Origin of the sequence: Hymenobacter sp. (genome assembly GCF_035709525.1) — a bacterium.
GTDB lineage: Bacteria > Bacteroidota > Bacteroidia > Cytophagales > Hymenobacteraceae > Hymenobacter.
The window spans coordinates 13,899-39,809 of record NZ_DASTEP010000055.1 but is presented as its reverse complement, the minus strand read 5'-3'; the positions used below and the strand labels follow the sequence as shown (position 1 = coordinate 39,809).

The window sequence follows — 25,911 nt, the reverse complement described above, 5'->3', positions numbered from 1 at the left end:
AGCGGGCCGCACTTGCCGCCTCGGGCACCAACCCGCCCCCTGCGGGCGTTGTGCCCGCGCCAGTGCCGAACTTTACTTTATGACCCAACGCTACCGCTTGCGCTTTGCCCTGGTGGGCCTGCTCGTGGCGGTGGCGTGGCTGCTGGGGCCGGCGGCCTGGGCGCAGCAGCCCCAAAAAGCCGCCCCTGGGCCGCCCACCAGCCAGCGCTGCCGCTGGCTGCGCCTCGCGCCGGGCCGCGATACCACGGAGTTTGCTCTCGCCGATACGCTCACCATCGTGCCTAGCACCGTGGCGGCCAACGGCCGGCCAGTAGCCTACGACGCCCGCCGCAACCGCTACCGCTACGTGCGGCCCGCCCCGGCTGCTGGCCGCCCCGACTCGGTGTACCTCTGCTACCGGGTGCTGCCGGTGCAGCTGCTAACCCAGCGCTACCGCCGCCCGCCCCGCCTCATGGACAGCGTGGAGTTCAGGGACCGCAAGATGATGCGGCTCGAAGACTTTTCGCAGCAGGAGCAGATACTGAGCACGCCCGGCATCAGCAAAACGGGCAATCTGGCGCGGGGTATCTCGTTTGGCAATACCCAGAACGTGTTTGTGAACTCGGCCCTGAACCTGCAACTGGAGGGCAAGCTGACGGAAAAAATCCGCCTCACGGCCGCGATTTCCGACCAGAACGTGCCGTTTCAGCCTGAGGGCAATACCCAGACGCTCCAGCAGTTCGACAAAATCTACATCACCCTCACCGGCCCGCAGTGGAACCTGACGGCCGGCGACGTGGTGCTGCGCAACAAGCCCGACTACTTTTTGCGCTACTACAAAAACATCCAGGGCGCGGCTATCGAGGCCAACCTCGGCGCGCCCGCGCCGGAGCCCTTGCAGGCCGGCGTCAGCAACAACAGTGTGAGCAACGCGCCGCCCTCGTCGTTTACGCCTTACACCAACGGCGTAACGAACAATAGCGCCGCGCCCACTGGCAACAGCACGCAAACCCTGACGCCACCCGCCACCGTGGTGCCGCCCAACCAGACGCTGCAAACGCCACCCGGCACCGGCCCGGCCGGCCCCAGCGGTACCGGCGAAGTAACCGTGCGCAACAAGCTGGGTGAAATCCGCTCCTCGACGCTGGTAGCGGGCGGCGTGGCCAAGGGCAAGTTTGCCAGTCTCGACCTCACGCCCCTCGAAAACGTGCAGGGGCCGTACCGTCTCAGTGGGCCCAATGGTGAGCAGTATATTATCGTGCTGGCAGGTTCCGAGCGCGTGTACCTCGACGGGCGCTTGCAGACGCGGGGCTTCGACTACGACTATACCATTGACTATAACCTGGCCGAAATCACGTTTTCGCCCCGCCACCTCATCACTAAGAACTCGCGACTCAAGGTCGATTTTGAGTACTCTGACCTCAACTACTCGCGCTCGCTCTATACCCTGAGCCACTACCAGCAGGTCGGCCGCTTGCAGGTGCGCGGCAATTTTTACCAGGAGGCTGACGACCCCAACAGCACCGCCAACCTCTCACTCTCGGCCACCGACCAGCAGGCCCTGCGCACCGCCGGCAACGTAGCCGTGGTGCAAACCCGCGGCGACACGCTGGCCGCCTACAGCCGCAACCAGGTACAGTACAACCGCGCCCTCACCACCAACCCCACTACTGGCCAGCAGCTGGTTACCTATACCTACCCGCCCGATTCGACCAAGGCCGTGTACAATGTGCGCTTCACGAACGTGGGCCTGGGGCAGGGCGACTACGCGCTCGATGCCGCCTACTCCAACACCAATGGCCGCGTGTACAAGTACGTGGGCCCCGGCCGGGGCGACTACCGCGCCGTGCGCCTGCTGCCCACGCCGCTGCTCAAGCAGATGGCCACGGCCGGAGCCACCTTCCAACTCGACCCCACGGCGGCGGTGTTTGTCGATTTGGCTACCTCGCAGCTCCAGCGCAACCGCTTTGCCGTGGGTACCGAAGACAAGGGCGGGGCCATGCGCCTGGGCTACAGCGTGCAAAACCGCGCGCTGCCCCAGTGGGTACCCGCCGCGCTGCGCAATTACCGCCTCAGCTCGGCGCTCGACTACGAGTACACCGCGCCCAAATTCGCGCCCATCGACCGCTACCGCGATATCGAGTTTGACCGCAACTGGAGCACCAGCAGCACCGCCAACGCCACCACCACAGTGCCACGCGAGGATAATATCCTCAATTTCGCCGTGGGCCTCACCCGCGATGCCACCCACGCCGTCAACTACCGCCTCAGCCGACGCTACCGGCCGGGCGAGGTGAGCGGCGTGCAGCACTGGCTCGATGTGGCACAGCAGGTGGGCCGCGTGGAGCTGCGCGGGGCGCTGTTCGTGCTTCAGTCGCAGGCCGGGCGCTACCAGTCGAGCTGGGCGCGGGGCGAGGCCAGCGTGCGCTACGGCGGCGGGCGGCTGATACCGGGCTACAGCTACAAGTTCGATAAAAACCAGGTGCGCTCGCCCAACCGCGACTCGGTGCGCTCGGCGAATTACTTCGACGAGCACACGTTTTTTCTGCAAAGCCCCGACACCGGGCGCACCCGCTACCGCTTCGACTACAGCTACCGCCAGGACCAGACGCCCACCGCCGAGCAAACGACGCTGCGCGTGCGCAACATCGCCCAGACCTGGCAGGGCAACATAACCACCCGCCTCGGCAAAACCCAGGATTTGCGCGTGCTGGCCACCTACCGCGACGTGCAGCGCGTGGAGTTTCCCGACAGCGCCCGCCAGCGCAACGCGCTCGGCAAGCTTGATTACAACGTGACGCTGCTCCAAAACCAGATTCGCTCGGAGCTGAGCTACAGCGTGCAAACCGGCCGCGAGCTGCGCCGCGACTTTTCCTTCCTAGGCGTGCCCGCCGGCCAGGGCACGCACTACTACGCCGGCGACCTCAACCGTAACGGTATCCAGGACCGCGACGAGTTTCTGGAAGCGCAGACGCCCGATGCGCAGTACCGCACCTACATCAAGGTCTATCTGCCCACCACCGACTATCTCACTGCCTACCAAAACCGCCTTAGTTACCGCTTGTCGGTGAATGCGCCGCGCGGCTGGCGCGAGGCCGGCGGCTGGCGGGCGGCGGCGGCGCGGCTCAGCAGCATCACGAGCGTGACGGTGGACCGGCGCACCAGCAGCACGGCGCTAGGCGCACGCCTGAGCCCGTTCAGCTTCGAGAAGGAAGATGCCAGCTTATTGGCGTTCAGCCAGCTGGTGCGGCAGACCGTGTACCTCAACCGCGCCAACCCGACCTTCGGGGCCGAGCTTACGGCCCAGCAAACCCAGCAAAAAACGCTGCTCGCCCAGGGCTTCGATTTGCGCAACCTTACCACCCAAAGCCTACTGCTGCGCCGCACGCTGGCGCAGTCGTTCACGGGCCGCCTCACCGTGGCCCGCGACGTGCGCGAGGCCCAGAGCACCTACAGCGACAAAAGCCTGTTTCTGAGCGCCCGCAATTTCCGGCTGCTCAACTACACCATCCAGCCCGAAATCAGCTACCAGCCCAATGCGTCGTTGCGCTTCACGGGCACCTTGCAGCACGTGCAGAAGCGCGACCTCCTCAACCGCGACGGCCAGCCCGGCGTGGCCAACAACACGCGCGGCACCTTCGACGACCTGGGGCTCGAAACCCGCCTCAGCCAGGTAGGCAAGCGCACGCTCACGGCCGCTACCCACTTCACGCGCGTCGGCTTTGAGGGCGAAATAGCCTCCGTAGTTGGCCTCGAAGTGCTGCAAGCCCTGCGCCCCGGCTCCAACTTCACCTGGAATCTTAACCTGGAGCAGCGCCTCACCAACGGCCTCAACATCACGGTGGCGTATGACGGGCGCAAGTCGAGCACCCTCAACGTGGTGCATACCGGGCGCATGCAGGTGGCGGTGCTGTTTTAGCGAATTGTCCGTTGTTTGTCGCTCGTCATGCTGAGCGCAGCGCAGCGGAGTCGAAGCATCTCTACCGGTGAACTAACTTCTTTCGTAATCAACGGAGCGGTAGAGATGCTTCGACTCCGCTGCGCTCAGCATGACAGCCCATTAAAAACCAGAAACTATGACTCCTCCCAACCCCGACTTCATGCGCGAAGCCATTCGCCTATCCATCGAGAAAATGCAAGCCGGCCTCGGCGGCCCCTTCGGCGCGGTGGTGGTGAAAGACGGCGAAATCATCGCCCGTGGCTTCAACCAGGTCACCTCTACCCACGACCCTACCTGCCACGCCGAGGTCGATGCCATCCGCAAAGCCTGCCAGGCGCTGGGCATGTTTCAACTCGACGGCTGCGACCTCTACACCAGCTGCGAGCCGTGCCCGATGTGCCTCGGGGCCATCTACTGGGCGCGCCCGGCGCGGGTGTTCTACGGCAATACCAAGCAGGACGCGGCGGCCGTGGGTTTCGACGACCATTTCATCTACGATGAAATTGAGAAGCCGCTCAGCGAGCGCAGCATCCCCATGCAGCAGCTGCTACCCGAAGAAGCCTCGGCCGGCTTTAAGGCTTGGGAAGCGCACGAAGGACGCACCGAGTACTAGCGCCGGCGCGCTAAGCAAAACGCCCGCCCCGGCCGTCAGTACGGGCCGGGGCGGGCGTTTTGTTGAAGCCAAAACCCGACTAGCGCGGTGCAGTCAGCAGTTCTTCAATCTTCTGGTTGAAGGCGTTGAGGTCATCGGGCTTGCGGCTGGTGATGAGGTTGCCATCGGCCACTACTTCTGAGTCCTGCCACTCGGCACCGGCGTTGCGCAGGTCGGTTTTGAGGCTGGGCCAGCTGGTGAGGTGCTTGCCGCGCACTACGTCGGCCTCCACCAGCAGCCAGGGGCCGTGGCAAATGGCGGCCAGCGGCTTGCCACTGTGGGCAAATTCGCGCACGAAGTCCACCACGCTGGGTTCCAGGCGCAGCTTGTCGGGGTTAATCTGGCCGCCGGGCAGCACCAGCGCGTCATAGTCTTCCACCTTCACTTGGTCGATGGTTTTGTCTACGTCCACCTTGTCGCCCCAGTCCGTCATGTCCCAGCCCTTGATGCTGCCGCTTTTCAGCGATACCACCTCAACCTCGGCACCTTCGTTTTTGAGAAATTTCTGCGGCTCGGTCAGTTCTACCTGCTCAAAGCCATCGGTGGCGATAATGGCCACGCGCTTACCTTTCAATTTATCGGTTCCAAAAAGTGACATTGCGAAAAAAACTAAGCGGCGAAGCGTTTCGCCTGCTGGTAGAATCTTACGCCGGGCACTGGTAAGTGGTTGCTGGTGAGCTTAAGTATTAAGTTATTTTCATATCTCGTTTAGGGCGCGTGCAGAGACGCCTATTGGCGTCTCACGCCAGGCGAGCCGCAATAACGACGAGACGCAAGGGTGCGTCTTTACACCGATTTGAAGCTACAACCCCAGCAGTCGCCGCGCCGCCTTGGCAATGGCCAGCTCGGCCTGCCCCACCGGCTTTTGGGCGGCGTCGAGCTGGGCTTTGGCATCGGCCTGGCCGGCGGGTAGCAGGGGCTGGCCGCTCGCCAGCTGCGCGAGGCGCTGTTGCAGCAGCCCGGCAACGGCCGACAGCTGGGTGGCCAGCGGCGCGTACTCGGCCAGCGCCGGGGCCACCACAAAGAGCGGCGTGAGCACCTGGCTTACCGACTGCCACTGCTGCACTTGTTTTTGCAGTCGTGCCAGCTGGCCCTGCGCCACGGGCGTGAGCGGCATGGGCGCTACCGTGGGCACCAGCGCCGCGAGCGCCGGCTGCCCCGCCATCAGGCTATCGACCGTAGCCGCGAAGCGCCGGGCCACCTCCGACTCGGCCGGCGCGGCATCGACCAGGCGGTTAAAGGGCGTAGCGGTGGTGTAGGTAAAGCCCTGAAAATGGCGCTTATACTCCTTCACGGGCTCCAGCACGGCGGCCAGGGTTTGCAGGGCGGGCAGGGCCACGGGGTAGGGGGCGGCTAGTTGGCGCAGCAGGGCGGCCGGGGCGCGGCGGTGGCGCAAACCCAGGGCGTCGAGCTCGTCGCTCACCACGGCCAAGCGGCGGTACATGTCGGGCACGTTTTGGGTAAGGGCGGCGGGGCTCCAGAGGCGCTCGGCCACGGCGGCGGCGCGCGGCCACACCCGGCTTTCGTACACCACGCTGTCGGCAAATTCGCCCCACATGGCCGCCTCGCCGCCCAGCACGCGGGCGCGCAGCGAGTCGGGCACGCCGGTGTGCGAGTCGGCGGCGTAGGCGCTGGCAGCGGTTAGGTTCAGGTCGAGGTAGTAGCCGGCCGAGAGCAGCGCCGGGTTGCCCTTTTGCACGGTTTGCAGCACGGTTTTGGGGCCGCGCCAGCTTTGCACCACCACGTCGCGGGGCAGGCCGGGGCCGAGTATCTCGTCCCAGCCCATCATAATCTTGCCGTGGCGGCGCACCAGCGAGTCGATTTTCTGGCTGAAATACAGCTGAAGTAAGTGCTTGTCGGGCGTTACGCCGTCGGCCTTCACCTGCTTGTGCGCCCGCATAAAGGCCACGATGCGCGGCGTGCGCCGCCACTGCCGGCCGTCGTTCTCGTCACCCCCGGCATGAAAATACGGGTCGGGGAAGAGCGCCGTCATCTCGGTCAGCAGCGAATCGACGAAGGCATAAGTGCTGCGCCGGGTGGGGTCGATGGCCACGTTGGTGGTGCGCCACAGCGTGTAGGGCGCGTAGGCCGAGTCCACCGATGCCAAGCGCGGGTAGGCCACTATCCAGCTGGTGGTGTGGCTGGGCATGTCGAACTCGGGCACCACCCGGATGCCCCGCGCCGCCGCGTAGGTTAGCACTTCGCGCACCTGGGCGCGGGTATAAAACTGCTTGTCGGTGCTGGCCTGGTTGAGGCGCGGAAACCAGCGGCTTTCCACCCGAAACGCCTGGTCGTCGCTCAGGTGCCAGTGCAATACGTTGAGCTTCACGGCCGCCATCCCGTCGATGTTGCGCTTGATAACGGGCACCGGCAAAAAGTGCCGCGCCGCATCAATCAGCAGCCCGCGCCACTTGAAGCGCGGCCAGTCGCGGATGTCGCAGAGCTGCGCCCGCCAGCCGCGCGGCGTGCGCTCCAGCACCTGCCGAAACGTGGCGATACCGCGCTGAATACCCAGCGGACTCACCGCCGTGAGGCTGGCCCCGGCCGCCGTCACGCGCAGGTGGTAGCTCTCATCGGTCGAGTTGGCCGGGCCGGTCACTTGCTTGCGCAGGGCCGGCAGCGGGGCCGTGGCAAAGCGGTAGTAGCCGGGCTGCCACTCGGCCTGCACGGGCAGCGGCATCAGCGGGCGCTGGGCGTGGGCCGCGAAGGCGACCAGCAGTAAGAATAATTTCGCGCAGTGTTTCGCAGTGTTAAACCGCAGTGTTTCGCAGTGTTGGGGTTTGAAAGCACCGCGAAACACTGCGGTCAACACTGCGAAACACTGCGCGAAATACGTCATATCAATCCCCTGGCCTTGAATTCCAGGTATTTATTTATTGTGTTCACCGTCAGCAGCTGCGGTGGCGTCAGTAGGGCCTGAATGCCGTAGCGTTGCAGCTCCAGCACTATCTGCCGCTTTTCCTGCTGAAATTTCTCGGCGATGGTTTGGTTGTACACGTCGGCCGTGGTGGCGGCCGGCGCGTCGAGGTAGGTGCGCAGCTCGGTGTTTTCGAAGAAAACCACCAGCAGCAGATGCGACTTGCTCAAGCCCCGCAAATACGGCAATTGCCGTTCCATTCCCTGCAACGTCTCAAAATTCGTAAACAAAATTAGCAGGCTGCGCTGCTTTACCTTGGCGCGTACCGTGGCGTAGAGCAGCTCGTAGTCGGTTTCGAGGTACTGGGTCTTCTGCCGGTACAGCACTTCCAGGATGGTGCGCAGGTGGCCCGGCCGGCGCTCGGCGGCTATCGTGTTGCCGGGCTTGTTGGAGAAGGTAATCAGCCCCGCTTTGTCGTGCTTTATCAGCGCGATGTTGCTCAGTACCAGCGTAGCGTTGATGGCGTAGTCGAGCAGGCTGAGGCCCGCGAAGGGCATCCGCATCACACGGCCCTTGTCGATGAGGCAGTACACCTGCTGCGCCCGCTCGTCCTGGAAGTGGTTGACGATGAGCGTATCGGCGGGGCCGCCCGTGCTGCGGCGGGCGCTGGCCTTCCAGTTGATGTTGCGCGGGTCGTCGCCGCTGGTGTAGGGCCGCGTTTGCTCAAATTCCATGCTCTGGCCCACCCGCCGGATGCGCTTCACGCCCACCTCCGTGAGGCGGTTGTGGATGGCCAGCAGCTCGTATTGCCGCATCTGCAAAAACGACGGGTATACCGGCACCGCCCGGTTTTGGTCGAAGCGGAAGCGCCGCCGCACCAGCCCCAGCGGCGAGGCCGCGTACACGTTCAGGGCCCCAAACTCGTACTCGCCGCGCTTGGTGGGCCGCAGCTGGTAGGTGATTACCTGCGTCTGGCCCGGCTGGATGCTGGTTTTGAACAGCACGTCGCGCCGCTGAAACTGGTGCGGAATCTCGTCAATCACCTCCACCCGCACGCCAAAGCGGTAGCGGCTTTCCAGATACAGCTGCACCGGGTTGTCGTCGCCGTTCGAGAGCTTGCTGCCCAGCGCCCGCCGCCCAAACAGCGGCGGCCCGCTTTTGCTCGGGGCATACAGCAGCAGCGCGTCGAGCGCCACCAGCAGCCCGGCCGCTGCCAGCAGTACCTGCATCGGCCCCAGCAGCCACGGCAGAAAAAACGCCACCACGAAGCCCACGACGAGCGCCGCAAACAAGTAAAAAAAACGCAGAGGTAAGAAAAAGCTCATAAGCGGCGTAGCTGGTCGCGGACTTCCATCAGGGCGAAGCCCAGTAAATTTTTGCCCGCCCACCGGGCCGGCTGCGAGGCATCGGGGTGGCTGGCCGCCAGCCCAATGCCCCAAATGGCATCGACCGGGCTGGCCTCCACCAGCACCCGCTCGCCGGTCGTGAGCAGGTAGTCGCGCAGTGCCGGGTGCTGGCTGAATTTGTGGTAGTTGCCCGTTACCACCAGCTCGTATTTCTGCGCGTCCCACACCCCCGGGTCAAATCCCGTGACCTGGCGGCCCAGCTTCTTGGCCTCGTCCGGGTGCCGCGCCGCGATGATGCGCCGGCGCACCTCGTCGTTGCCAAAAAGCCGGGCTTTCTCGGCCATCATCCAGTGCTCGGCCGTGGCGTAGGTATCGCCGGCTACTTCAAAAGTCGCCGGAAACCATTGGCTGAAACAGCTTTTATCGACCATGTCCTTTTGCTTGGGCGTGTGGCCCCAGAAGAAGAGGTACTTGAGGGCGGCAGGCGGCTGGTCAAGGAGCCAGGGGAGAGAATAGGGCATAATTAAGTAGACGCGTCCGTCATGCTGAGCTTGCGAAGCATCTCGCGTGGCGCACTAACTTTTAATGTTGAGATTACTGCACACGCGAGATGCTTCGCAAGCTCAGCATGACAGGTGTATCAGCCATTACCGCGGCACCTCCACGCTCTGCACTATCGCCTTCACCACCTCGTCGGGCGTGCCGCCTTCCATCTCGCGCTCGGGCGTGAGCATGATGCGGTGGCGCAGCACCGGCGCGGCCAGCGTCTGCACGTCTTCGGGCGTCACGAAGTCGCGGCCGCGCAGGGCGGCCAGGGCCTTGGCCCCGTTTAATAAAGCCAGGCTGGCGCGAGGCGACGCGCCCAGGTACAGCGCCTTGTGTGCCCGCGTCTGACCCACGATTTTGGCAATGTATTCCAGCACATTGGCTTCTACACGCTGCGCGCCCACCTGCTTCCGCAAAGCGGCCAGGTCGGGGGCCGAGAGCACGGCCTGCACCCGCTCCAGCGGCGTGCCGCCGAAACCGCTGTGGTGGCCTTGCAGTATCTGCACCTCCTCGGCCAGGGTGGGGTAGCCCACGTTCAGCTTAAAGAGGAAGCGGTCGAGCTGGGCCTCGGGCAGGCGGTAGGTACCTTCTTGCTCCACTGGGTTTTGGGTGGCCAGCACCACGAAGGGCGAGGTCATGTAGTGCGGCGTGCCGTCCTGGGTCACGGTGCGCTCCTCCATCACCTCAAACAAGGCCGACTGCGTCTTGGCCGGGGCGCGGTTGATTTCGTCAATCAAGACTACGCTGGCGAAGATGGGGCCGGGCCGAAACTCGAAGTCGCCCTGCGCGGGCCGGAAAATGCTGGTGCCCAGCACGTCGGCCGGCATCAGGTCGGGCGTGAACTGGATGCGGCTGAACGGCACGTCGAGCGTGCGGGCCAGGAGTTTGGCGGTGAGGGTTTTGGCCACGCCCGGCACGCCTTCCAGCAGCACGTGGCCATCGGCGAGCAGGGCCACCAGCAGCAGCTCCAGCAGGTCTTGCTGGCCCACTATCACCTGGGCTATCTGCTGGCGCACAGCGTCGGTGCGGGCCGTGAGGGTCGAGAGGTCGACGCGCGGGGCGAAGGCCGTAGTCACGTCGGCGTCGGCGTCGGCCAGGCTGCGGGCTGCCACTGGCTGCGCGCTGGCGGCTGGCGTGGCGCCAAAGTCGTCGGCCAAACCCGAGCTGAAATCCGCGTTCTCAGCAGCGGGCTGCGGGCCGGTAGTGGCGGGCTGGTTGTTTTCGTCGAAAAGCTGGGGTTGCATAAGTAGGCGAATGAGCAGCTAAGCGTAGCTTCGCTTTAGGAAAATTGAAGTAGAAAAAAACATGCTTCTGATAATGCTATTCAGCTGGTATTAGTAGGCTCGATTTTGAGGGGAAAAAACTGCTTCAAGCCCTATTGAAAGCATGAAATTGGAATAGTTATAAAACGGAAAAAGCCAATTTTATAGCTGAATGCAAAAAAGGTAGACTACCGCGCTTCACGTTTAAAATCGTGAATGGCCTGGCTCAGGCTGAGTAGCTCGCGGTCGGTGACGACCGGGGCCGTGCGGGCAAAATTGACGCGGCGCAGCAGCGCTTCCACGCGGGGCAGGGGCACGCCCGATTTCTGGCTGAGGCGCTCGCGGAAGGCGGCGCTGCCTAGGTCGGGCGCGTTTTCCTGGAAGCGCAGGCGCAGGTAGTCGAGGAAGAGCGCCGTTTTTTTCTCGGCAATCTGGCTATGGTTGCGGCCCTGGCGGTAGAGCCCCGCCACGGTGCGCGTGAAAAGCAGCGTGGTATTGGGCAGCGGCCGCAGCGTCGGGATGATGCGCTGCCGCCGCCGCGCCGCCCCAAAAATGAGCAACACGCCCAGCCCCAGCACTAGGTAGTAAGCTTGGCGCAGGCCGGCATTGCCGAGCAGCACGCGCAGCAGCGACTGCTCGCCGGCCCGGCCCTGCTTCTGGTACTCATCCCACCACACGGGCTGGCCGGCAGGCAGCCACGACAGCGCCGCGAAAGCAAAATTGCCCTGCTGCGGGCGCAGCACCCAGTAGTTGCCCAGCGCCAGCGGAATGGAGCACACGTAGAGGTGGCCCCGGCCCACGTCGAGGCGCACCAGCACGGGGCGGCCCTGCGCGTCGGCGGCCAGCGTGGCCCCGCGGTGCGGGTGGTTGTCGTAGAGCGCCAGCCGGTAGTTGGTCACGGGCTTGGTAAAGCGGAAAGTGGTAGCCGTCCCGCCCGCCGGCCCCAGCAGCTGGATGGTAACCGAGTCTTTGCTGGCCAGCCGCCCGCCCAGCGTGTAAGCCAGCGTCGAATCGGCTTCTACCGTGCCGAAACCCAGCGAGTCGGCAATGGACCGGTCGCCGCCCCAAAAGTGGTGGGCCGCGATAAAGACGTTGTTGCCCCGCCCGATAAAGCGCAGCAAGGCGTTGGTTTCTAATTCGCTGCTGTTAAAGCTGCGGTTCACGAATACGTAGGTGCCGGCCGTGCGCACCAGCGGCAGGGCCTCGGCGCGGCGGCGGGCCAGGCTGTCGGCCACGTGGTGGGCCGAGTCGCCATCAAAATCGGGCTCGTCGTTGCCCAGTAGTTGGTTGAAAATGGGCTGGCGCACGCTGCGCACCGAGTCGGTGCCCAGCACGTGCGGCAGCACCTCGTACAGGGCGTAGGTGCCGTACGGAATCTTGTCCTCGCTGCTGAGCGTGGGCGACCAGTCGAGCGGCTTGGGCTTGTAGTACTCGTAGGCCACGTAGGCCCCGAACAGCAGCAGCAGCCCAGCCAGATAGGAGCGAAACGTTGTCAAAGGAGCAGAAAATTAGCGGTGAGAGCCAGAGAGGAAGCGGGAGGCGGCAGTCGTTTTCAAGTAGCTAGTAGCTCCTCATACACGGCCAGGTAGTCGGCGGCGGCCTGCGCCCAGCTGTACTGCCCGGCGTGGGCGCGGGCCGCCTCGGCCCGGGCCGGCGAGTGGCGGGCCAGCCCCTCGGCCAGCGCCTGCCGCAGGTGCGCCGGCTCAAAATTGTCGAAGTAATACGCCGCCGCGCCGCCAACCTCGGGCAGCGAAGTCAAGCGGCTCAAAAACACCGGCTTGCCAAGCTGCATGGCCTCCACCACCGGCAGGCCAAAGCCCTCGGCCAGCGAGGGCTGCAAGTAAGCTACGCAATGCGTTAAATACCAGCTCTTGTCGGCCTCGCTGATGCGCGTGAGCAGGCGCACGCGGTCGGCCACGCCGGCGGCAGTAGCTGCCGCCTCAATGGTTTTTACATAGTCGCTTTCGGCAAAGCTGCCGGCAATGACCAGCTCGTAGTCACTGCCTTGCAGCAGCGCCGGCAGCACGTGCCAGTTTTTCTTGGCATTGATGGTGCCCAGCCCGAACAGAAACGGCCGGCGCGGTGCGTAGGCTGGCGCGTGGCCGGCTGGCACGGCCGCCAGCTGCTCGACGCCGCGCCGCACGTAGCGCAGCGGCTGGGTGGGCCGGTAGCCCAGCAGGTCGGCGTGGCGCAAGATGTCCTGGCGCACGTAGTCGGAGATGGTCACCAAATAATCGGCCCGCCGGATGTTGCGGCGCACCATGGCCAACTGCCGGGTGTAGGTGTGCGCATCGGGGTTTTCGTGCAAAAAATTGAGGTCGTGCACCGTCAGCACTACCTTGGTAAAGGGGCTGGTGGGCACGTACCAGCTCAGCTGCGAAGTAGCGTGCCACAGGCGAAAGCCGTAGCTGGGCGGGTTGAAATACTTGTGAAAGCTGCGCTGCGTGAGGTAGCGCACGCCCGCGCCGCCCAGCCCGCCCACCTCGGCGGGCGGCACGTAGCAGTACAGCTGGTAGCGCTGGTTTTGGCGAATGAGCTCGTGGGCCAAGGGCACCACAAAGTGGCTGAAGCCGCTATTGCGGTCTTTCAGCGGCTCACAGTCCAGCAGGATGCGGGGAAGCGACATAGTCAGGGGTAGGGTGAGGGCAGGCGTTACTCCACGGCCAGTCGCTGGCTGCGGCCGGCGCTTTGCACCAGGTACACGCCCGCAGCCAGGCCTGGCGGCAGGTGCAGGCGGGCCGCACCACTGGCATCGGCCGTGGCAGTGGCTACGGGGCGGCCCAGCACATCGGCCACGGCCACCGCCGCCCCGGCCCCGAGGCCGCTTACCTGCACCTTGCCCCGGCCGGGGTTGGGGTAAATATTAAGCGTAGCGGAGCTTGCGGCCGGCCGGGTGGGCAGCGTGCCGGCACCGTTGAGGCGCACTACCACCGAGTTGATGTTGGGGTTGGTGGCAAATACGTCGAGGTCGCCATCGCCGTCCAAATCGCCCAGCACCAAATCCTGAAAGGAAAAGAGGGTGCCCAGGCTAGAGCCGTTAGTAAACGTGCCGCTGCCATTATTGAGGCGAACCGCCAGCGTGCTGCCCCCGCCGCCGTTGGCCACTACCAGGTCGAGGTCACCGTCACCGTCCACATCGCCCAGCACCACGGTGCGGGGCTGAGAAAAGCCGGCTAGGTCGGAGCCACCGCCGAAGGTGCCACTGCCGTTGTTGAGGCGCACGCTTACAGTGCTCATGGTGTTGTTGGATACTACGATGTCCAGCGTGCCATCGCCATCTACGTCGCCCAGTGCCAGGCTAGAGGCCTGGCTGCCCACGGCCACGTCGGAGCCCCCGCTGAAGGTGCCGCTGCCATTGTTGAGGCGCACCCGCACGGTGCCAATGCCAGCTATGGGATTGTTGGCCACTACTAGGTCGAGGTCGCCGTCGCCATCTACGTCGCCCAGCGCCAAGTTGTCGGGCTTGCTGCCGACCACGGGGTACGAGCCGGTGCCGAAGGTGCCGTTGCCGTTGTTGAGCCGGACGTCTACGGTAGTGTCTCCGTAGTTGGTCACGAGCAGGTCGAGGTCGCCGTCGCCATCTACGTCGCCCAGCGCCACGCTGCGGGGCTGGTAGTAGTTGAGTAGCTCGGCACCCCCGCCGAAGGTGCCGTTGCCATTGTTGAAGCGCACGCTCACGCTGCCGATGTAGGCATCGTTGGCCGTTATCAGGTCGAGGTCGCCATCGCCGTCGAGGTCGCCCACCGCCATGCCGCGAGGCAGGCCACCACCCGCCCCGCTGGTGACGGCTACGCTGGGGGCGCTGCTAAAGGTGCCGTTGCCGTCATTAAGGCGCACGCTCACGCTGGCGCTCCCAGAGCTAGTGGTGAGCAGGTCGAGGTCGCCATCGCCATCCACGTCGCCCACGGCCGCGCCGTAGGGCTGGCCAAACACGCTCAGGTCGGCCCCGCCACCAAAGACGCCGCTACCGCCCGTGGCCGCCGCCGTAAACTGGTACACGTAGGGCGCCGCTGCCGCGCCGCCCGTGCTTTGCACCGTGGCGGGCACCGTCACCTGCACCGTTTCGCCGGGCCGGAAGGCGGCAGAGCCCGCCGCCGCGGTGGGGCTGAGTGTCACGGTGCTGCCGCTCACGCTGGCTGTGGCCCCGCGCCGCCCCCGGTACTGCGCGCTGAATACCCGGATGTTGGCGGACGTGGCGGGGGCAATGGCCTGCGAAAAAGGTATCACCACCGAGGTGCTGCGGTTGGCCGCGCGGGCATTGGCGGCCGGGGCCAGGCCCGCCCGCGTCACGGCCACCTGGGCGCGGCCAGCCAGCGGCAGCAGCAGCAGGCCCGGCAGCAGCCAGCTACTGGCCCGGTTACACCGAATAGGTACAAATTGCCTCATCGAAAACAGAATGAAAGAATGGGTGGGGAAAGAAGCTATTGCGCAAATAGGTAGCCTATAAGTAGCCGGCCTGCTTCAGCAGTTGCGGCCCCCAACGAGCGGTGAAAGCTGACAAGTCAGCTGGGCTGGCGATGGCTCGTAAGAAGTAAGAAGTCGAACTCATCCCGGCTGCCCGACTTTGGCCCCCGCCAGTTGCCGCCCCAGCTGTAGCTGGGTTTCGCGCAGCTGGCCGTAACCGGCCGGCCGCAGGGGCCACTCGCCATACCACACGTACTCGAACTGCCGCGTGAGCTCGGCGAAGGCGGGGCGCAGGGCGGGGCGGCCGGCAGCCAGCTCGCGCAGGTAGGTTTGGTTGGTTTTGTCGGGCTGCCAGTCGATGAGGTCATGGTCAGACAGCTGCTTGAGCACCTGCAGGTAGCCCAGGCGCAGGGCCAGGCGCAGGTTGCCAGCCGCCTCGGCCTGGGCTATGGCCTCGCCGAAATTCAGCTCGTGAATGTTCTCGGGGCCGGCCTCGTAGTCGAGCGGCTGCGCGGCCCGGCTGGCCCGGCCAAACACTTTCGCAAAATCGACCTGCAAAAGCTTGAGCACCGCGAACACGAGCGCCGCACCGGCCAGCACGTAGAAAAACGTATCCCAGGCCACGCGCCCGCCCTTGGTGCTGCGAATTTCGGAAATCCACCGGCTCAGCCAGCGCAAAAAGCGGGTGAGCAGGCCTTCTTCCTCGGGCGCGCCTTCTTCGGCGTAGCGCAGGTCGGGGTCGGCGCGCAGCTCGCGCAGGCGGCGGGCGGGGTAGCGCACGGCTGGGCGCGGCTGCGCCGGCCCCGGCAGTGGGGCCACGGCTACGGGGCGCTTCTCGTCGTCCTCGTCCTCGTCGGCAGTGGCGGGGGTAGCGGGGTGGGGGCGCACCACGATGGGCCGGCGGGTACCCGGCGGCGATACCGGCCGCGCCGGACTTTGGGCGCGGCTGCCGGGCAGGGCGCTGCCCAGCAGCAGGGCGGCCAGCGCCAGGCGGCGCAGCTTAGTACTCACCTTCATCGTGGGGGCGGTAGTGGTCGGCAGCCAGGGCGGGCGCGGGGGCGGGCTCCTGGCCCAGTTGGCTCAGCAGCAGCAGCGAGCCCACGGCCTCGTGTTGCTCTACCAGGTTGAAATACTGAAAGGCCAGCACCAGCATCGGCACCGAATACGTGAAGACGATGCCCAACGCGTAGATGCACTGCGTGATGATGCCCAGAATTTCGGAATCGAAAAATGGCACGTGCAGGGCTTTGCCAAAAAGCACGGCGTACTGCGGAATGAGGAACATAAACCCCAGCGCGCCTTGCAGAAACGCGACCACCACTACCAGCCCAAACGTGGCCCACCACTGGCCTTTTATCAGCTGAAAGCAGCGCCCGATGGAAGCAAAAATGCCTTGGCTTTCGAGCCACAGCACCGGGAAATACAAGCTCAGCACTACGGCTACGTAGGCTATCGGGGCCATTACCAGTACCACCGACAGCAGCGAGCCCCACACGCCCAAGCCAATGGCCGCCAGCCCCATCCCAATGATACCCATGAGCATAAACGTGCCAATGAAGGAGCCGATGCCCAGCACCACCACCGCCAGCAGCACCCAGCCCAGCCGCGCCCTGATGGCGCGCCACACCAGCTGCGGCGTCACGGCCTGGCCGGGCGGCAGGTAGAGGCGCGTGCGCAGGTAGCCATACACGGTGGCGCTCAGCATCACCACGGCCACCAGCGCGCCGAGCATGGCCAAACCCAGGCCCACAAAGCTGAAGGCATCGGTCGGCGAGTAGCTGCCGTAGCCGCCCATGCGCCGGGCCGCCGAGTTGAGGCCGCTGTAGGCCATGAGCCGGGTGGTGAAGATGCCCAGGCCGATGCCGAACAGCATGGTAGCCGGCAGCACGAAGTACACCAAGCACCTGCCCAGCGGGCGCCAGTGCGCGCCCAGAAACTCGAACGCCGCCGAAATTTTGTCCCCAAAGTCCCGCTCCTTCCAGAAGTCGGTGGCCTGCGCGTAGCGCTGCTGCATAAAAGTTTGTTTATAAAGTAGATGAAGAAGCCAGCTCGGTGGCCGGGGCCGCCTGGTAGGCCGCGGGTGCCGGCCCGGCCGCCGCCCGCACCCGCCGCTGCACCCGGTGCGGGTACAGGCCAAAATACCAGATGATGAACGCCGCCGACCCGCCGATGATAAGCAGGCTCAGCGCCACGGGCATGTCGGTGAGGCGCGTCACGAAGCCTTCCAGGAAAGCCGCCGCCACGATGATGGGCACCAGCCCCAGGGCCAGCTTCAGGGCGTCGCGGGCGGCCAGGGCCAGGGCTTCCTTGCGCGAGTAGGTGCCCGGAAACAGCAGGCCGCCCGCCAGAATGAAGCCCGCCATGCCCGCCAGCACGATGCTCGGAATTTCGAGCGTACCGTGTATCCAGATGCTCAGCAGCGAGGCTTTCAGCACGTGGTGCTGGTAAAAGAAGTACTGAAACGCGCCCAGCATCACGCCGTTAGAAAACAAAATGTAGAGCGTGCCCAAGCCCAGCGTCATGCCGGCGGCGAAGGTTTTGAGGGCCACGCCCAGGTTGTTTTGGGCAATGCGCAGAAACGACTCGGCCCGGCCGTCGAGCTTGTACACGGCCATGGGGTCGCCGTGCCGGATGTTTTCGAGCGTCATGTTCACGTAGCCGTCGCCCAGCACTAGCCGCACGAAATTGAGGTCGTAGGCCGCCGACAGCATGCCCACGGCCGTGAACAGCAAAAACAGCCCCACCGCCCAGGCCAGCGCCTGCTGGTGCCGGGCCACCACCAGCGGCACCTCCACCGCCCAGAAGTAGCCCAGCCGGTGCTGCTGCTCGGGCTTGTTTTGGTACAGCGACTGGTGCAGGCGCCCGGCCAGCTGGTTGAGGTAGGCCGTGGTGGGCGAGCTGGGGTAGAAGGTCTGGGCGTAGGCCAGGTCGTCGGTCAAACTCACGAAGCGCGCGGCCAGCTCGTCGGGGCTGGCGGCGGGTGTATCCTCGTAGGCTTGCCAGCGAGCCTGGTTTTGACGCAGAAAATTGGCCTCGCGCATAAGACAGCTAAAAAGTAGCGCCTAAAGGTAGTGGGCGAGTGGCGGCCCGCCGCGTATTTTTCAGCCAAATTTCAGCTTCCTGCTCCATGCCTACCGTTCGGATTTACACCACCCAAAACGTGAGCCTCGCCTACGAGGCCGCCAGCATCGGCGACCGCATCGTGGCGGCGCTGATTGACATTGCCATCCTGGTGGCCTGGATGATAGGCGTGGGCTGGCTGCTGCGCCAGCTGCTGCCCACCGACTACGAAGTGCGCCAGTGGGTGGCCTGGGTCGTTATCGGCGTGCCGGTGGGCTTCTACGACCTGGCCTGCGAGGTGCTGCTCAATGGCCAGACGGTGGGCAAAAAAGCCCGCCACCTGCGCGTGGTGCGCCTCGACGGCACGGCCCCGCGCCTCGGCGATTTTCTGCTGCGCTGGCTGCTGCGCATCATCGATATCGACCTCACGGCCGGCGCTATCGCCATCATCACCATCGCCCTCAACGGCCGGGGGCAGCGCCTCGGCGACCTCGCGGCGGGCACTACCGTGGTCAGTCTGCGCCCCCAGGCCAGCCCGCTCGCCGAGGTAGTAAGCGCGGCTGTGCCCACCGACTATGAGCCGGTGTTTCCGCAAGCCGGCCAGCTTTCCGACCACGACATCAGCCTGCTGCGCCAACTCATCGGCCGCAGCCTGCGCCGCCAAAACTACCTGCTGCTGCACGACACGGCCCTCAAGGTGAAAAGCCTGCTCGACGTGCAAAGCGAGCTCGAAGACGAGGTGTTTTTGCGCACCGTGCTGCGCGACCACGCCCACCTGGTAGCCAGCTAGCCCCTACTTATTGGCTTATTAAAAAGCCCGGCCGGCTGCGCGAGGTGCGCGGCCGGCCGGGCTTTTTTGGTGGTTGCTGCCGGGGCTACCCCGCCGCCACGGTCTTGCGGCGGCTGGGCTTGGCGGCCGCCTGGCGCTCCTCGCCCTGGGCCAGTAGCTCGTCGTCGCGCTCGGTCTTCTTCACCAGCCAGCTCACGCCGTAGAGGTCTTTGCGGCGGTCGCGCAGGTTGCGCACCGCACCGCTGGTATTCAGGTCTTTGAGCAGGTCAAGGTCGAGGTCAGCGATGAGCGTCATCTCGGTGTTGGGCGTGGCCTCGGCCACGATGGCATCGTGCGGAAAGGCGAAGTCCGAAGGGCTGAACACGGCCGACTGCGAGTACTGAATGTCCATGTTTTCGACGCGCGGCAAATTGCCCACCGAGCCCGTAATGGCCACGTAGCACTCATTCTCGATGGCGCGGGCCTGCGCGCAGATGCGCACGCGCTGGTAGGCGTTTTTGGTGTCGGTCCAGAAGGGCACGAACAGGATTTTCATACCCTCGTCGCTGAGAATGCGCGAGAGCTCGGGGAACTCCACGTCGTAGCACACCAGGATGCCGATTTTGCCAAAATCGGTGTCGAAGCACTTGATTTTGTCGCCGCCGCGCATGCCCCAGTAGCTGGCCTCGTCGGGCGTTACGTGCAGCTTGTACTGCTCGTCCACGGTGCCGTCGCGGCGGCACAAGTAGCTCACGTTGTAGAGCTTACCGTCTTCGTACACCGGCATCGAGCCCGCGATTACGTTGATGTTGTAGCTGACGGCCAGCTCCATCATCCGCACCTTGATGGGCTCGGTGAAGGCCGCCATGCCCCGAATGGCCGCCGAAGCCGCCGTTTCGCCGGTGAGGGCCATCATGGGCGCGTTGAAAAACTCGGGAAACAGCACGCAGTCAGCCTTGTAACCGCTCACGGTATCCACGAAGAATTCGATTTGCTGGAAGAAATCCTCCAGGCTCTTGGTGGCCCGCATCTGCCACTGCACGATGCCGATGCGCACGTTGGACTTGGGGTTGCCGATGAGCTTGTCAAACTCCTCGTCGTAGTACACGTTAATCCACTCCAGCAGCGTGGCATAAGCCTTTGACTCCGAGTCGTAAGGCAGGTAGCCGCGGATGATTTTACGCACGTAAAACTCGTTGGCCAGCTGGAAGGTCAGAATCGGGTCGGTCAGCTCCTTGTTGCGCACCATCTCTACGTACTTGGCGGGCGTCATCTCGCCCGCGTAGGCGGCGTAGCCGGGGATGCGCCCGCCGGCCACCATGGCGCGCAGGTTCAGGCTCTCGCACAGCTCTTTGCGGGCGTCGTAGAGGCGGCGGCCCAGGCGCAGGTTGCGGTACTCGGGGTCCACGAATACATCAACGCCGTAGAGCGTGTCGCCGTCCGCGTCGTGGGTGTCAAACTTACCGTTACCCGTGATTTTGGCGTAGGTGTGTTTGTCGCCAAACTTACTGTAATCCACGATAATAGCCAGCGCGGCAGCGATAACCTGGCCGTTGTCCTCGATGCAAATCTGGCCTTCGGGGAATTTCTTGAGCAGGGCGTTGTACTCGTCCTGCGACCACGCGCCCTCCATGTTGGAGTACACCTTTTCCATGATGCCGTGGATGGCCTTGAAATCGGCGCGGCGCAGCTGGCGCAGCACCAACTTGTGGGCCGGCACGGCAGTGGGCGTCAGGCGCTCATCGAAGGCCGCCGTGGCGGGGCCGAGCTTGTTACCTTTTTTGTGGTGCGTGCCGCCGGGCGCGGCCTTGCCGTTGGGGTCAGAAGAAATAGCCATTATACAAAAAGAAAAATCGAAATAGGTAGGCCGAACAGCAGCCAAAATTACCCGCAGCGGCCTCGCTGGCCGCTGCCGGCCAGCGGCTGCAACACCTAAACGGGCCGATAGGTGCGCCGGGTTGCGCGGCAGCAGTTTCGCCCGAAACACCGCAGTAACCCACGGCGCTACCCGATGTTTGGGGCGAAATGGGGGCGCGCCGGCCTATCTTTGCGATACCTCAGCCCTCGCCCGGTGAAGACCTTTTTCTCCTACCTGCTCATTTCGCTCGTGCTGCTGCAAACGTTCAGCCGCGAAGTGTTGGTGGTGGATTTTACCCTCAACCGGGCCACAATCACGGCGCGCTTCTGCGTGAACAAAGCCCGCCCGCAGCTGCACTGCGATGGCCAGTGCTACTTCGCCAAAAAGCTGAAGCAGCAGGAGGACCGCGAAAACAAGGCTCCCAACCCGCTCAAAGAGCAGTTGGAAATGCTGCCCGTGGCCTTTCAAAGCCTGGTGCCCGCCGCGCCGCGCCGCTGGGCGAGCGCACCCGTGGGCTACGGCCCCCACCGCCCGGCCGCCGTGCCGGCCAATGCCGCCTACGGCATTTTTCATCCGCCGAGGGTATAATTCAGCCGTTCGGGGGAAAACTACGCCCGTTTGGGTCGGTGTGCGCGGCTGAGGTCGGGCGCAGGCTGACGCGGGCCTTTTCCTAACTTCCGGCCGGCTGGGCAATAGGACAGAGACGCACTAAGTTGGGGCTACTATTAGGCTACGCTGCTGAGCAGCGGCAGGCTCCAATTAGCGCGTCGCTACTCCGCTCCAAGGTTTCTGGAAGACTGCTTTAAGCTGCCGCCTGGTGGTGGGCGGCGTGGCGTTCAATTCATAGTAAGGGTTTCTTTTTCAAGGCGTAGTGGCTGCCCGCAGGGCGGGCGGCGGGCGCATTCGCAGGCATTTTCTTTTAGCATATTTTATGAAATTTTCGCAACTACCGACTTTCTTCGCCGCGCTGGCATTCGCCGTTTTCTCGCTGGCTGGCTGCAAAAAAGACGAAACCACGCCCGACAGCCAGACCGGCGAGCTGGACGTAGAATTTGAGCACACGGTGGGCACGGCCCCGCTCACGCTCAACAGCCGCACCTACACTACCCCGGCCGGCGACCAGTTCACGGTCAGCGCTTTCAAGTACTACGTTTCCAACCTCAAGCTGACCCGCACCGACGGCACCGAGTACGCGGTGCCCGAAAGCTACTACCTGGTGAACTCGGCCGCGAGCGCCACGCAGCACCTGGCCCTCAAAAACGTGCCGGTGGGCGACTATAAGGCGCTGACGTTCACCATCGGAGTGGACAGCGCCCGCAATGTGTCGGGGGCGCAAACCGGCGCGCTCGACCCCAGCAACGCTATGTTCTGGAGCTGGAATTCGGGCTACGTATTTGCCAAGCTGGAGGGCACCTCGCCGCAGTCGCAGTCGGCATCGAATATGCTGATGTTCCACATCGGCGGCTTCAAATCGCCCAACAACACGATTCGCACCGTGTCGCCCGCCTTCCCCACCGGCATCAAGCTGCTGGTGCGCGCCGACCACTCGCCCGAAATCCACTACAATGTGGACGTGCTGCGCATGTTTACCGGGCCGAATACCATTCGCTTTGGCACGCTCTCGACCACGATGGGCGGGGCCAGCTCGGTGCTGGTGGCCAATAACTACGCCCAGGGCATGTTCGCGGTCGAGCACATTCACGCCAACTAGGCCGTGCCCAAGCTGATGCTACGCAAGCTAGCGGCCCGGCTGGCCCTGGGGCTGGCCGGGCTGATACTCGGCGGCTGCGCCGCCGATGGCCCCGCGCCCGCCGCCCCGGTGCCGGGCACGGCGCTGCCCACCAATTTTCCGGCCCCGGTGTACGGGCTAGAGGCCAACCCGCCGAGCGCGGCGGCGTTTGCGCTGGGCCGCAGCTTGTTCTACGATGTGCGCTTGTCGCGCGACGGGCAGGTGTCGTGTGGCTCGTGCCACCAGCAGTTCGTGGCGTTTGCCCACGCCGGGCACCGCCTCAGCCACGGCGTTGATAACCTGCTGGGTACGCGCAATGCGCCGGCCCTGCAAAACCTGCGCTGGAGCCGCACGCTGCTCTGGGATGGCGGGGCCAGCAACCTCGAAACCATGCCGCTGGCCCCGCTCACCAACCCCGTGGAGATGGACGAAACCCTGCCCAATGTGCTGCGCAAGCTCAACGCCGATGCCGACTACCGGCGGCGCTTTGCGCAGGTGTTTGGCGGCGCGGGGCCGATAGACTCGTACCAGCTGCTGCGGGCGCTGGCGCAGTTTACGGCCGCGCTCACCTCGGCCAACTCGCGCTACGACAAGTACGTGCGCCACGAGCCGGGCGGCACGCTCACGGCCGCCGAGCTGCGCGGGCAGGCGCTGCTGCAAGCCAAATGCAGCAGCTGCCACGCCACCGACCTGTTCACCGACGAGACGTACCGCAACAACGGCCTCGACCGCTCGTTCGGGGCCGACTCGGGGCGGGCGCACATCACCGGGCGCGCCGCCGACGTGGGCCGCTTCAAGGTGCCGAGTTTGCGCAACGTGGCCCTCACCGCGCCCTACATGCACGATGGCCGCTTCCGCACCCTGCCCGATGTGCTGGCCCACTACGCCCACGGCGTGCAGCCCTCGGCTACCCTCGATGCCGCCCTGCGGCCGGTGGGCGGCACGCTGGGCATCGCCCTCAGCGCGCAGGAGCAGGATGACCTGCTCGCGTTTCTGAATACGCTGACTGACGATGACTTTCTGCACGATGCCCGCCTGAGCGAGCAGCCGTAACTGATTGTTTTACAATAGAAAATGCACCGTCATGCTGATTGTCATGCAGAGCGCAGCGAAGCATCTCGCATGGCGCAGTAATGAATGACGTTGAGAATACTGCACCACGCGAGATGCTTCGCTGCGCTCTGCATGACAGCTAGTTAATCTTATCCCAATGAAAAATAAGCTCTTACTCTTCCTGATTCTACTTAGCGGGCCCGCCGCCCGGGCCTGCGATATCTGCGGCTGCTTTATGGGCATCACGCCCTACGACAACCAGAGCGGCTTTGCGCTGATGCACCGCTACCGCATTTTCAACGGCTACCCGCTGCTGGGGCAGCCGGCGCAGTTCAGGCCCAGCGGGGCGCGCGTTTTCGCGCCGTCGGCGCTCAATTCGGATGAGGGCTACGCGCACTCGCACCGCGGCGACCCCACCGATTTTGAGGCGTTTCGGGTGGTGGAGCTACGGGGTAAATACTTCCTGAGCCAGCGCGTGGAGCTGAACGCCTTCGTGCCCTACGTGATGAATACCTCGCAAATCAACGGTTTGCAGCTCAACTCCTCGGGGCTGGGCGACGTGACGGTGTTTGCGGGCTACCACCTCATCCGGGCCATCGAAACGGCGGGCGTGCAAAGCCGCCTCATCGTGGGCGGCGGCGTAAAGCTGCCCACTGGCGACTTTCGGCGCGTGAACGAGCAGGGCCGCCGCTACCCGCTACTCAACCAGGTGGGCACCGGCACCACCGACGGCTTCGTGTACGCCAACTACATCGGCAGCTACCGGGGCCTGGGGCTGAGCGTGAACGGCAGCTTCCGCGTGGCCAGCGAAAACGCTTACCGCAACAGCCTGGCCCCGAGCACGGCCGTGTACGGCAGCCTGTTTTACCGCGTGCCGCTCGGGGATAAATGGCAGGTGTACCCGTCGGCGCAGCTTTTCTACGAAAAAACCAACGGCGAAACCCTCGAAGGCCACCTCACCGGCGAGCACGCCATGCACAACGCCCTGCTCGGCCCCGGCCTCGACGTGTACTACCAGAATTTCTCGGTGAATGCCAGCGTGCAGCTGCCCGTGTACACCATGCCCACCGACCACCCCGCCAGCGCCGGCCGCCTGGTGCTGGCCGTGGGCTACAGCTTCAAGCAAACCAAGTACTTGCTGCACCGCCGGAAGTAGGGTGATAAGTAGCTGAAATTGACCACTGCCGCAAGTATATTGCGCAAAGCCTGTTTTTTGTTTTCGCCTACTTCTTTATGGGTTCTTTAAAAAACACCTGGCTGCGGCGGATTTTCCGTTGGCACAGCTGGCTGGGGCTGCTCACGGGCGTGCCGCTGCTGCTGCTGGGCCTGAGCGGCTCGGTGCTGGTTTTCAAGCCCGAACTCGACCACTGGCTAGCGCCGCGCGTGGCTTCGCCGCCCGCCGGCCGCGCGCCCGTGCCCCTCGACTCGCTGTACCGAATGGTGGGCCACCGCTACCCGGCTATCAAGAAAATGGCCATCGTAGGCTTTCCGCAAAAGCCGGGCGAGTGCTACGAGTTTCGCATTTATGGCAACGATGGCAACCCGAATACCTACGATTTGGCCAGCGTGTGGGCCGACCCCTACGCGGGCCGCGTGGTGCAGGAAGGGCCAAATACCGGCCTGGCGGGCGGCGCGCTCAACTGGCTGTTGCAGTTTCACTTCTGCTTTCAGTTGGGCATGGGCGGGGTGTTGCTCACGGCCTTGCTGGGGCTGGCGCTGCTGGCCTCGGTGGCCACGGGCGCGGTGGTGTACCGCAAGCAGCTGGGCAAGGTGCTGCGGCTGCGCGCCCCGCTGCGCACGCACAGCTGGCGGCTGCTGGCCTCCGACCTGCACCGCTACGTGGGCACCTGGGCGCTGCTGCTCAATGCCCTCATCTGCTTCACCGGCTTCTGGATGAACCTCTTCGGCTTTGACCCCGACGCCTGGCGGGCGCAGTGCCAGCCGGCCCCGCCCAACCAGCTCATGGCCCGGCCGGTCGATGCGCTGCTGGCCACGGCCCGCGCGGCCTACCCCGAGCTGGTGCCCACCCGCATCCGGCTACCCACCCACCCGGGCACGCCCTTCGAAATCGATGGGGTAGTGCCCGGCCACGCGCTGCCCTGGGGGCCGGGTGCGGCGGTGCAGGTCGACCCCACCACCGGCCGGGTGCTGGCCGTGCGCCGGGCCTGGCAGGCCGCCTGGCCCGCGCAGTGGGAGGCCCTGATGGGCCCGCTGCATTTCGGCACCTTCGGCGGCTGGCCCGTGCGGGTGCTCTACGTGGTGGTGGGTTTCACGCCGGGGCTGCTGGCGCTCACGGGCTTCGCGCTGTGGTACCGGCGGCGGGCGGGCGCTGGGCGGGCTTGAGCCTTACGTGAAACCTCACGTGAACCTCACCCCCTAGCCCCCTCTCCAAAAAAGAGGGGGGACTAGACGAGTTGAGAGTTCTGAGTTAGGAGTTTTGAGTTGTTGGATAACTC

At 64.7% G+C, this 25,911-nt stretch carries 20 protein-coding genes; 8 read left to right on the top strand and 12 right to left on the bottom strand.

Annotated features, from left to right (window positions below; translation table 11 throughout):
• Nucleotides 1-79 precede the first annotated feature (79 nt).
• Both VFO93_RS04860 and VFO93_RS04855 read left to right on the top strand, forming a co-directional pair.
• Nucleotides 80-3,898, top strand: coding sequence for a hypothetical protein (locus tag VFO93_RS04860; RefSeq protein WP_325133203.1), 3,819 nt, complete (start codon nt 80-82; stop codon nt 3,896-3,898).
• Between the two features lie 157 nt (nt 3,899-4,055).
• Complete coding sequence (locus VFO93_RS04855; protein ID WP_325133202.1) at nt 4,056-4,532, top strand: nucleoside deaminase; 477 nt, start codon at nt 4,056-4,058, stop codon at nt 4,530-4,532.
• A gap of 79 nt (nt 4,533-4,611) precedes the next feature.
• On the opposite strand, the gene VFO93_RS04850 is transcribed toward VFO93_RS04855, so the two are convergent.
• From VFO93_RS04850 to VFO93_RS04800, 11 genes are all read right to left on the bottom strand, one after another.
• Nucleotides 4,612-5,169: a type 1 glutamine amidotransferase domain-containing protein gene (locus tag VFO93_RS04850; protein WP_325133201.1), complete on the bottom strand. Its 558-nt coding sequence runs from the start codon at nt 5,167-5,169 to the stop codon at nt 4,612-4,614.
• 204 nt (nt 5,170-5,373) lie between these two features.
• A complete protein-coding gene (locus VFO93_RS04845; protein WP_325133200.1) occupies nt 5,374-7,251 on the bottom strand; it encodes a family 20 glycosylhydrolase in 1,878 nt (625 codons plus the stop codon).
• A gap of 155 nt (nt 7,252-7,406) precedes the next feature.
• Entirely contained in the window at nt 7,407-8,753 is a 1,347-nt protein-coding gene (locus VFO93_RS04840; RefSeq protein WP_325133199.1) for a DUF58 domain-containing protein, read from the bottom strand.
• A complete protein-coding gene (locus VFO93_RS04835) occupies nt 8,750-9,295 on the bottom strand; it encodes an NADAR family protein (protein WP_325133198.1) in 546 nt (181 codons plus the stop codon). The genes VFO93_RS04840 and VFO93_RS04835 overlap by 4 nt, the downstream gene beginning before the upstream one ends.
• 126 nt (nt 9,296-9,421) lie before the next feature.
• On the bottom strand, nt 9,422-10,564 hold the full coding sequence (locus VFO93_RS04830) for a MoxR family ATPase (protein WP_325133197.1): 1,143 nt from the start codon (nt 10,562-10,564) through the stop codon (nt 9,422-9,424).
• A gap of 206 nt (nt 10,565-10,770) precedes the next feature.
• Nucleotides 10,771-12,078, bottom strand: coding sequence for a DUF4350 domain-containing protein (locus VFO93_RS04825; protein WP_325133196.1), 1,308 nt, complete (start codon nt 12,076-12,078; stop codon nt 10,771-10,773).
• 56 nt (nt 12,079-12,134) lie between these two features.
• Complete coding sequence (locus VFO93_RS04820) at nt 12,135-13,208, bottom strand: glycosyltransferase (RefSeq protein WP_325133195.1); 1,074 nt, start codon at nt 13,206-13,208, stop codon at nt 12,135-12,137.
• Nucleotides 13,209-13,234: 26 nt separating this feature from the next.
• Nucleotides 13,235-14,968: an FG-GAP-like repeat-containing protein gene (locus tag VFO93_RS04815; protein WP_325133194.1), complete on the bottom strand. Its 1,734-nt coding sequence runs from the start codon at nt 14,966-14,968 to the stop codon at nt 13,235-13,237.
• 159 nt (nt 14,969-15,127) lie between these two features.
• Complete coding sequence (locus tag VFO93_RS04810; protein ID WP_325133193.1) at nt 15,128-16,003, bottom strand: DUF4129 domain-containing protein; 876 nt, start codon at nt 16,001-16,003, stop codon at nt 15,128-15,130.
• Complete coding sequence (locus VFO93_RS04805; protein ID WP_325133192.1) at nt 15,987-17,000, bottom strand: hypothetical protein; 1,014 nt, start codon at nt 16,998-17,000, stop codon at nt 15,987-15,989. Before VFO93_RS04805 ends, VFO93_RS04810 begins: the two co-directional genes overlap by 17 nt.
• A 10-nt stretch (nt 17,001-17,010) precedes the next feature.
• Nucleotides 17,011-18,027: a stage II sporulation protein M gene (locus VFO93_RS04800; protein ID WP_325133190.1), complete on the bottom strand. Its 1,017-nt coding sequence runs from the start codon at nt 18,025-18,027 to the stop codon at nt 17,011-17,013.
• 86 nt (nt 18,028-18,113) lie between these two features.
• Between VFO93_RS04800 and VFO93_RS04795 the strand changes: the two genes are divergently transcribed.
• The gene (locus tag VFO93_RS04795; RefSeq protein ID WP_325133189.1) at nt 18,114-18,836 is read left to right on the top strand and encodes an RDD family protein; all 723 of its coding nucleotides are present in this window, start codon (nt 18,114-18,116) and stop codon (nt 18,834-18,836) included.
• Nucleotides 18,837-18,921: 85 nt separating this feature from the next.
• Here the strand turns inward: VFO93_RS04795 and VFO93_RS04790 are convergent, their stop codons facing one another.
• Nucleotides 18,922-20,469 carry a bifunctional GNAT family N-acetyltransferase/carbon-nitrogen hydrolase family protein gene (locus VFO93_RS04790; RefSeq protein WP_325133233.1) on the bottom strand — a complete coding sequence of 516 codons (1,548 nt, stop codon included), beginning with the start codon at nt 20,467-20,469 and terminating at the stop codon, nt 18,922-18,924.
• A 417-nt stretch (nt 20,470-20,886) separates the two neighbouring features.
• On the opposite strand from VFO93_RS04790, the gene VFO93_RS04785 reads away from it, so the two are divergent.
• The 5 genes from VFO93_RS04785 (at nt 20,887) to VFO93_RS04765 (ending at nt 25,798) form a co-directional block, all read left to right on the top strand.
• Nucleotides 20,887-21,261: a hypothetical protein gene (locus VFO93_RS04785; protein ID WP_325133188.1), complete on the top strand. Its 375-nt coding sequence runs from the start codon at nt 20,887-20,889 to the stop codon at nt 21,259-21,261.
• Nucleotides 21,262-21,604: 343 nt separating this feature from the next.
• Nucleotides 21,605-22,384 (top strand): MbnP family protein, encoded by a 780-nt coding sequence (locus tag VFO93_RS04780; RefSeq protein ID WP_325133187.1) that lies wholly within the window; start codon nt 21,605-21,607, stop codon nt 22,382-22,384.
• Nucleotides 22,385-22,399: 15 nt separating this feature from the next.
• Entirely contained in the window at nt 22,400-23,455 is a 1,056-nt protein-coding gene (locus VFO93_RS04775; RefSeq protein ID WP_325133186.1) for a cytochrome-c peroxidase, read from the top strand.
• A gap of 157 nt (nt 23,456-23,612) precedes the next feature.
• Nucleotides 23,613-24,611: a hypothetical protein gene (locus VFO93_RS04770; RefSeq protein ID WP_325133185.1), complete on the top strand. Its 999-nt coding sequence runs from the start codon at nt 23,613-23,615 to the stop codon at nt 24,609-24,611.
• A gap of 77 nt (nt 24,612-24,688) precedes the next feature.
• Entirely contained in the window at nt 24,689-25,798 is a 1,110-nt protein-coding gene (locus VFO93_RS04765; RefSeq protein ID WP_325133184.1) for a PepSY-associated TM helix domain-containing protein, read from the top strand.
• Nucleotides 25,799-25,911 lie beyond the last annotated feature (113 nt).

What these genes read in the sequence shown, in the direction of transcription:
- VFO93_RS04790 (WP_325133233.1), bottom strand. Translation starts at nt 20,469, where the DNA reads ATGGAAAAGGTGTACTCCAACATGGAGGGCGCGTGGTCGCAGGACGAG.
- VFO93_RS04815 (WP_325133194.1), bottom strand. Translation starts at nt 14,968, where the DNA reads ATGAGGCAATTTGTACCTATTCGGTGTAACCGGGCCAGTAGCTGGCTG.
- VFO93_RS04830 (WP_325133197.1), bottom strand. Translation starts at nt 10,564, where the DNA reads ATGCAACCCCAGCTTTTCGACGAAAACAACCAGCCCGCCACTACCGGC.
- VFO93_RS04765 (WP_325133184.1), top strand. Translation starts at nt 24,689, where the DNA reads ATGGGTTCTTTAAAAAACACCTGGCTGCGGCGGATTTTCCGTTGGCAC.
- VFO93_RS04810 (WP_325133193.1), bottom strand. Translation starts at nt 16,003, where the DNA reads ATGAAGGTGAGTACTAAGCTGCGCCGCCTGGCGCTGGCCGCCCTGCTG.
- VFO93_RS04835 (WP_325133198.1), bottom strand. Translation starts at nt 9,295, where the DNA reads ATGCCCTATTCTCTCCCCTGGCTCCTTGACCAGCCGCCTGCCGCCCTC.
- VFO93_RS04770 (WP_325133185.1), top strand. Translation starts at nt 23,613, where the DNA reads ATGAAAAATAAGCTCTTACTCTTCCTGATTCTACTTAGCGGGCCCGCC.
- VFO93_RS04855 (WP_325133202.1), top strand. Translation starts at nt 4,056, where the DNA reads ATGACTCCTCCCAACCCCGACTTCATGCGCGAAGCCATTCGCCTATCC.
- VFO93_RS04820 (WP_325133195.1), bottom strand. Translation starts at nt 13,208, where the DNA reads ATGTCGCTTCCCCGCATCCTGCTGGACTGTGAGCCGCTGAAAGACCGC.
- VFO93_RS04775 (WP_325133186.1), top strand. Translation starts at nt 22,400, where the DNA reads ATGCTACGCAAGCTAGCGGCCCGGCTGGCCCTGGGGCTGGCCGGGCTG.
- VFO93_RS04800 (WP_325133190.1), bottom strand. Translation starts at nt 18,027, where the DNA reads ATGCGCGAGGCCAATTTTCTGCGTCAAAACCAGGCTCGCTGGCAAGCC.
- VFO93_RS04805 (WP_325133192.1), bottom strand. Translation starts at nt 17,000, where the DNA reads ATGCAGCAGCGCTACGCGCAGGCCACCGACTTCTGGAAGGAGCGGGAC.
- VFO93_RS04850 (WP_325133201.1), bottom strand. Translation starts at nt 5,169, where the DNA reads ATGTCACTTTTTGGAACCGATAAATTGAAAGGTAAGCGCGTGGCCATT.
- VFO93_RS04860 (WP_325133203.1), top strand. Translation starts at nt 80, where the DNA reads ATGACCCAACGCTACCGCTTGCGCTTTGCCCTGGTGGGCCTGCTCGTG.
- VFO93_RS04780 (WP_325133187.1), top strand. Translation starts at nt 21,605, where the DNA reads ATGAAATTTTCGCAACTACCGACTTTCTTCGCCGCGCTGGCATTCGCC.
- VFO93_RS04795 (WP_325133189.1), top strand. Translation starts at nt 18,114, where the DNA reads ATGCCTACCGTTCGGATTTACACCACCCAAAACGTGAGCCTCGCCTAC.
- VFO93_RS04845 (WP_325133200.1), bottom strand. Translation starts at nt 7,251, where the DNA reads ATGCCGCTGCCCGTGCAGGCCGAGTGGCAGCCCGGCTACTACCGCTTT.
- VFO93_RS04840 (WP_325133199.1), bottom strand. Translation starts at nt 8,753, where the DNA reads ATGAGCTTTTTCTTACCTCTGCGTTTTTTTTACTTGTTTGCGGCGCTC.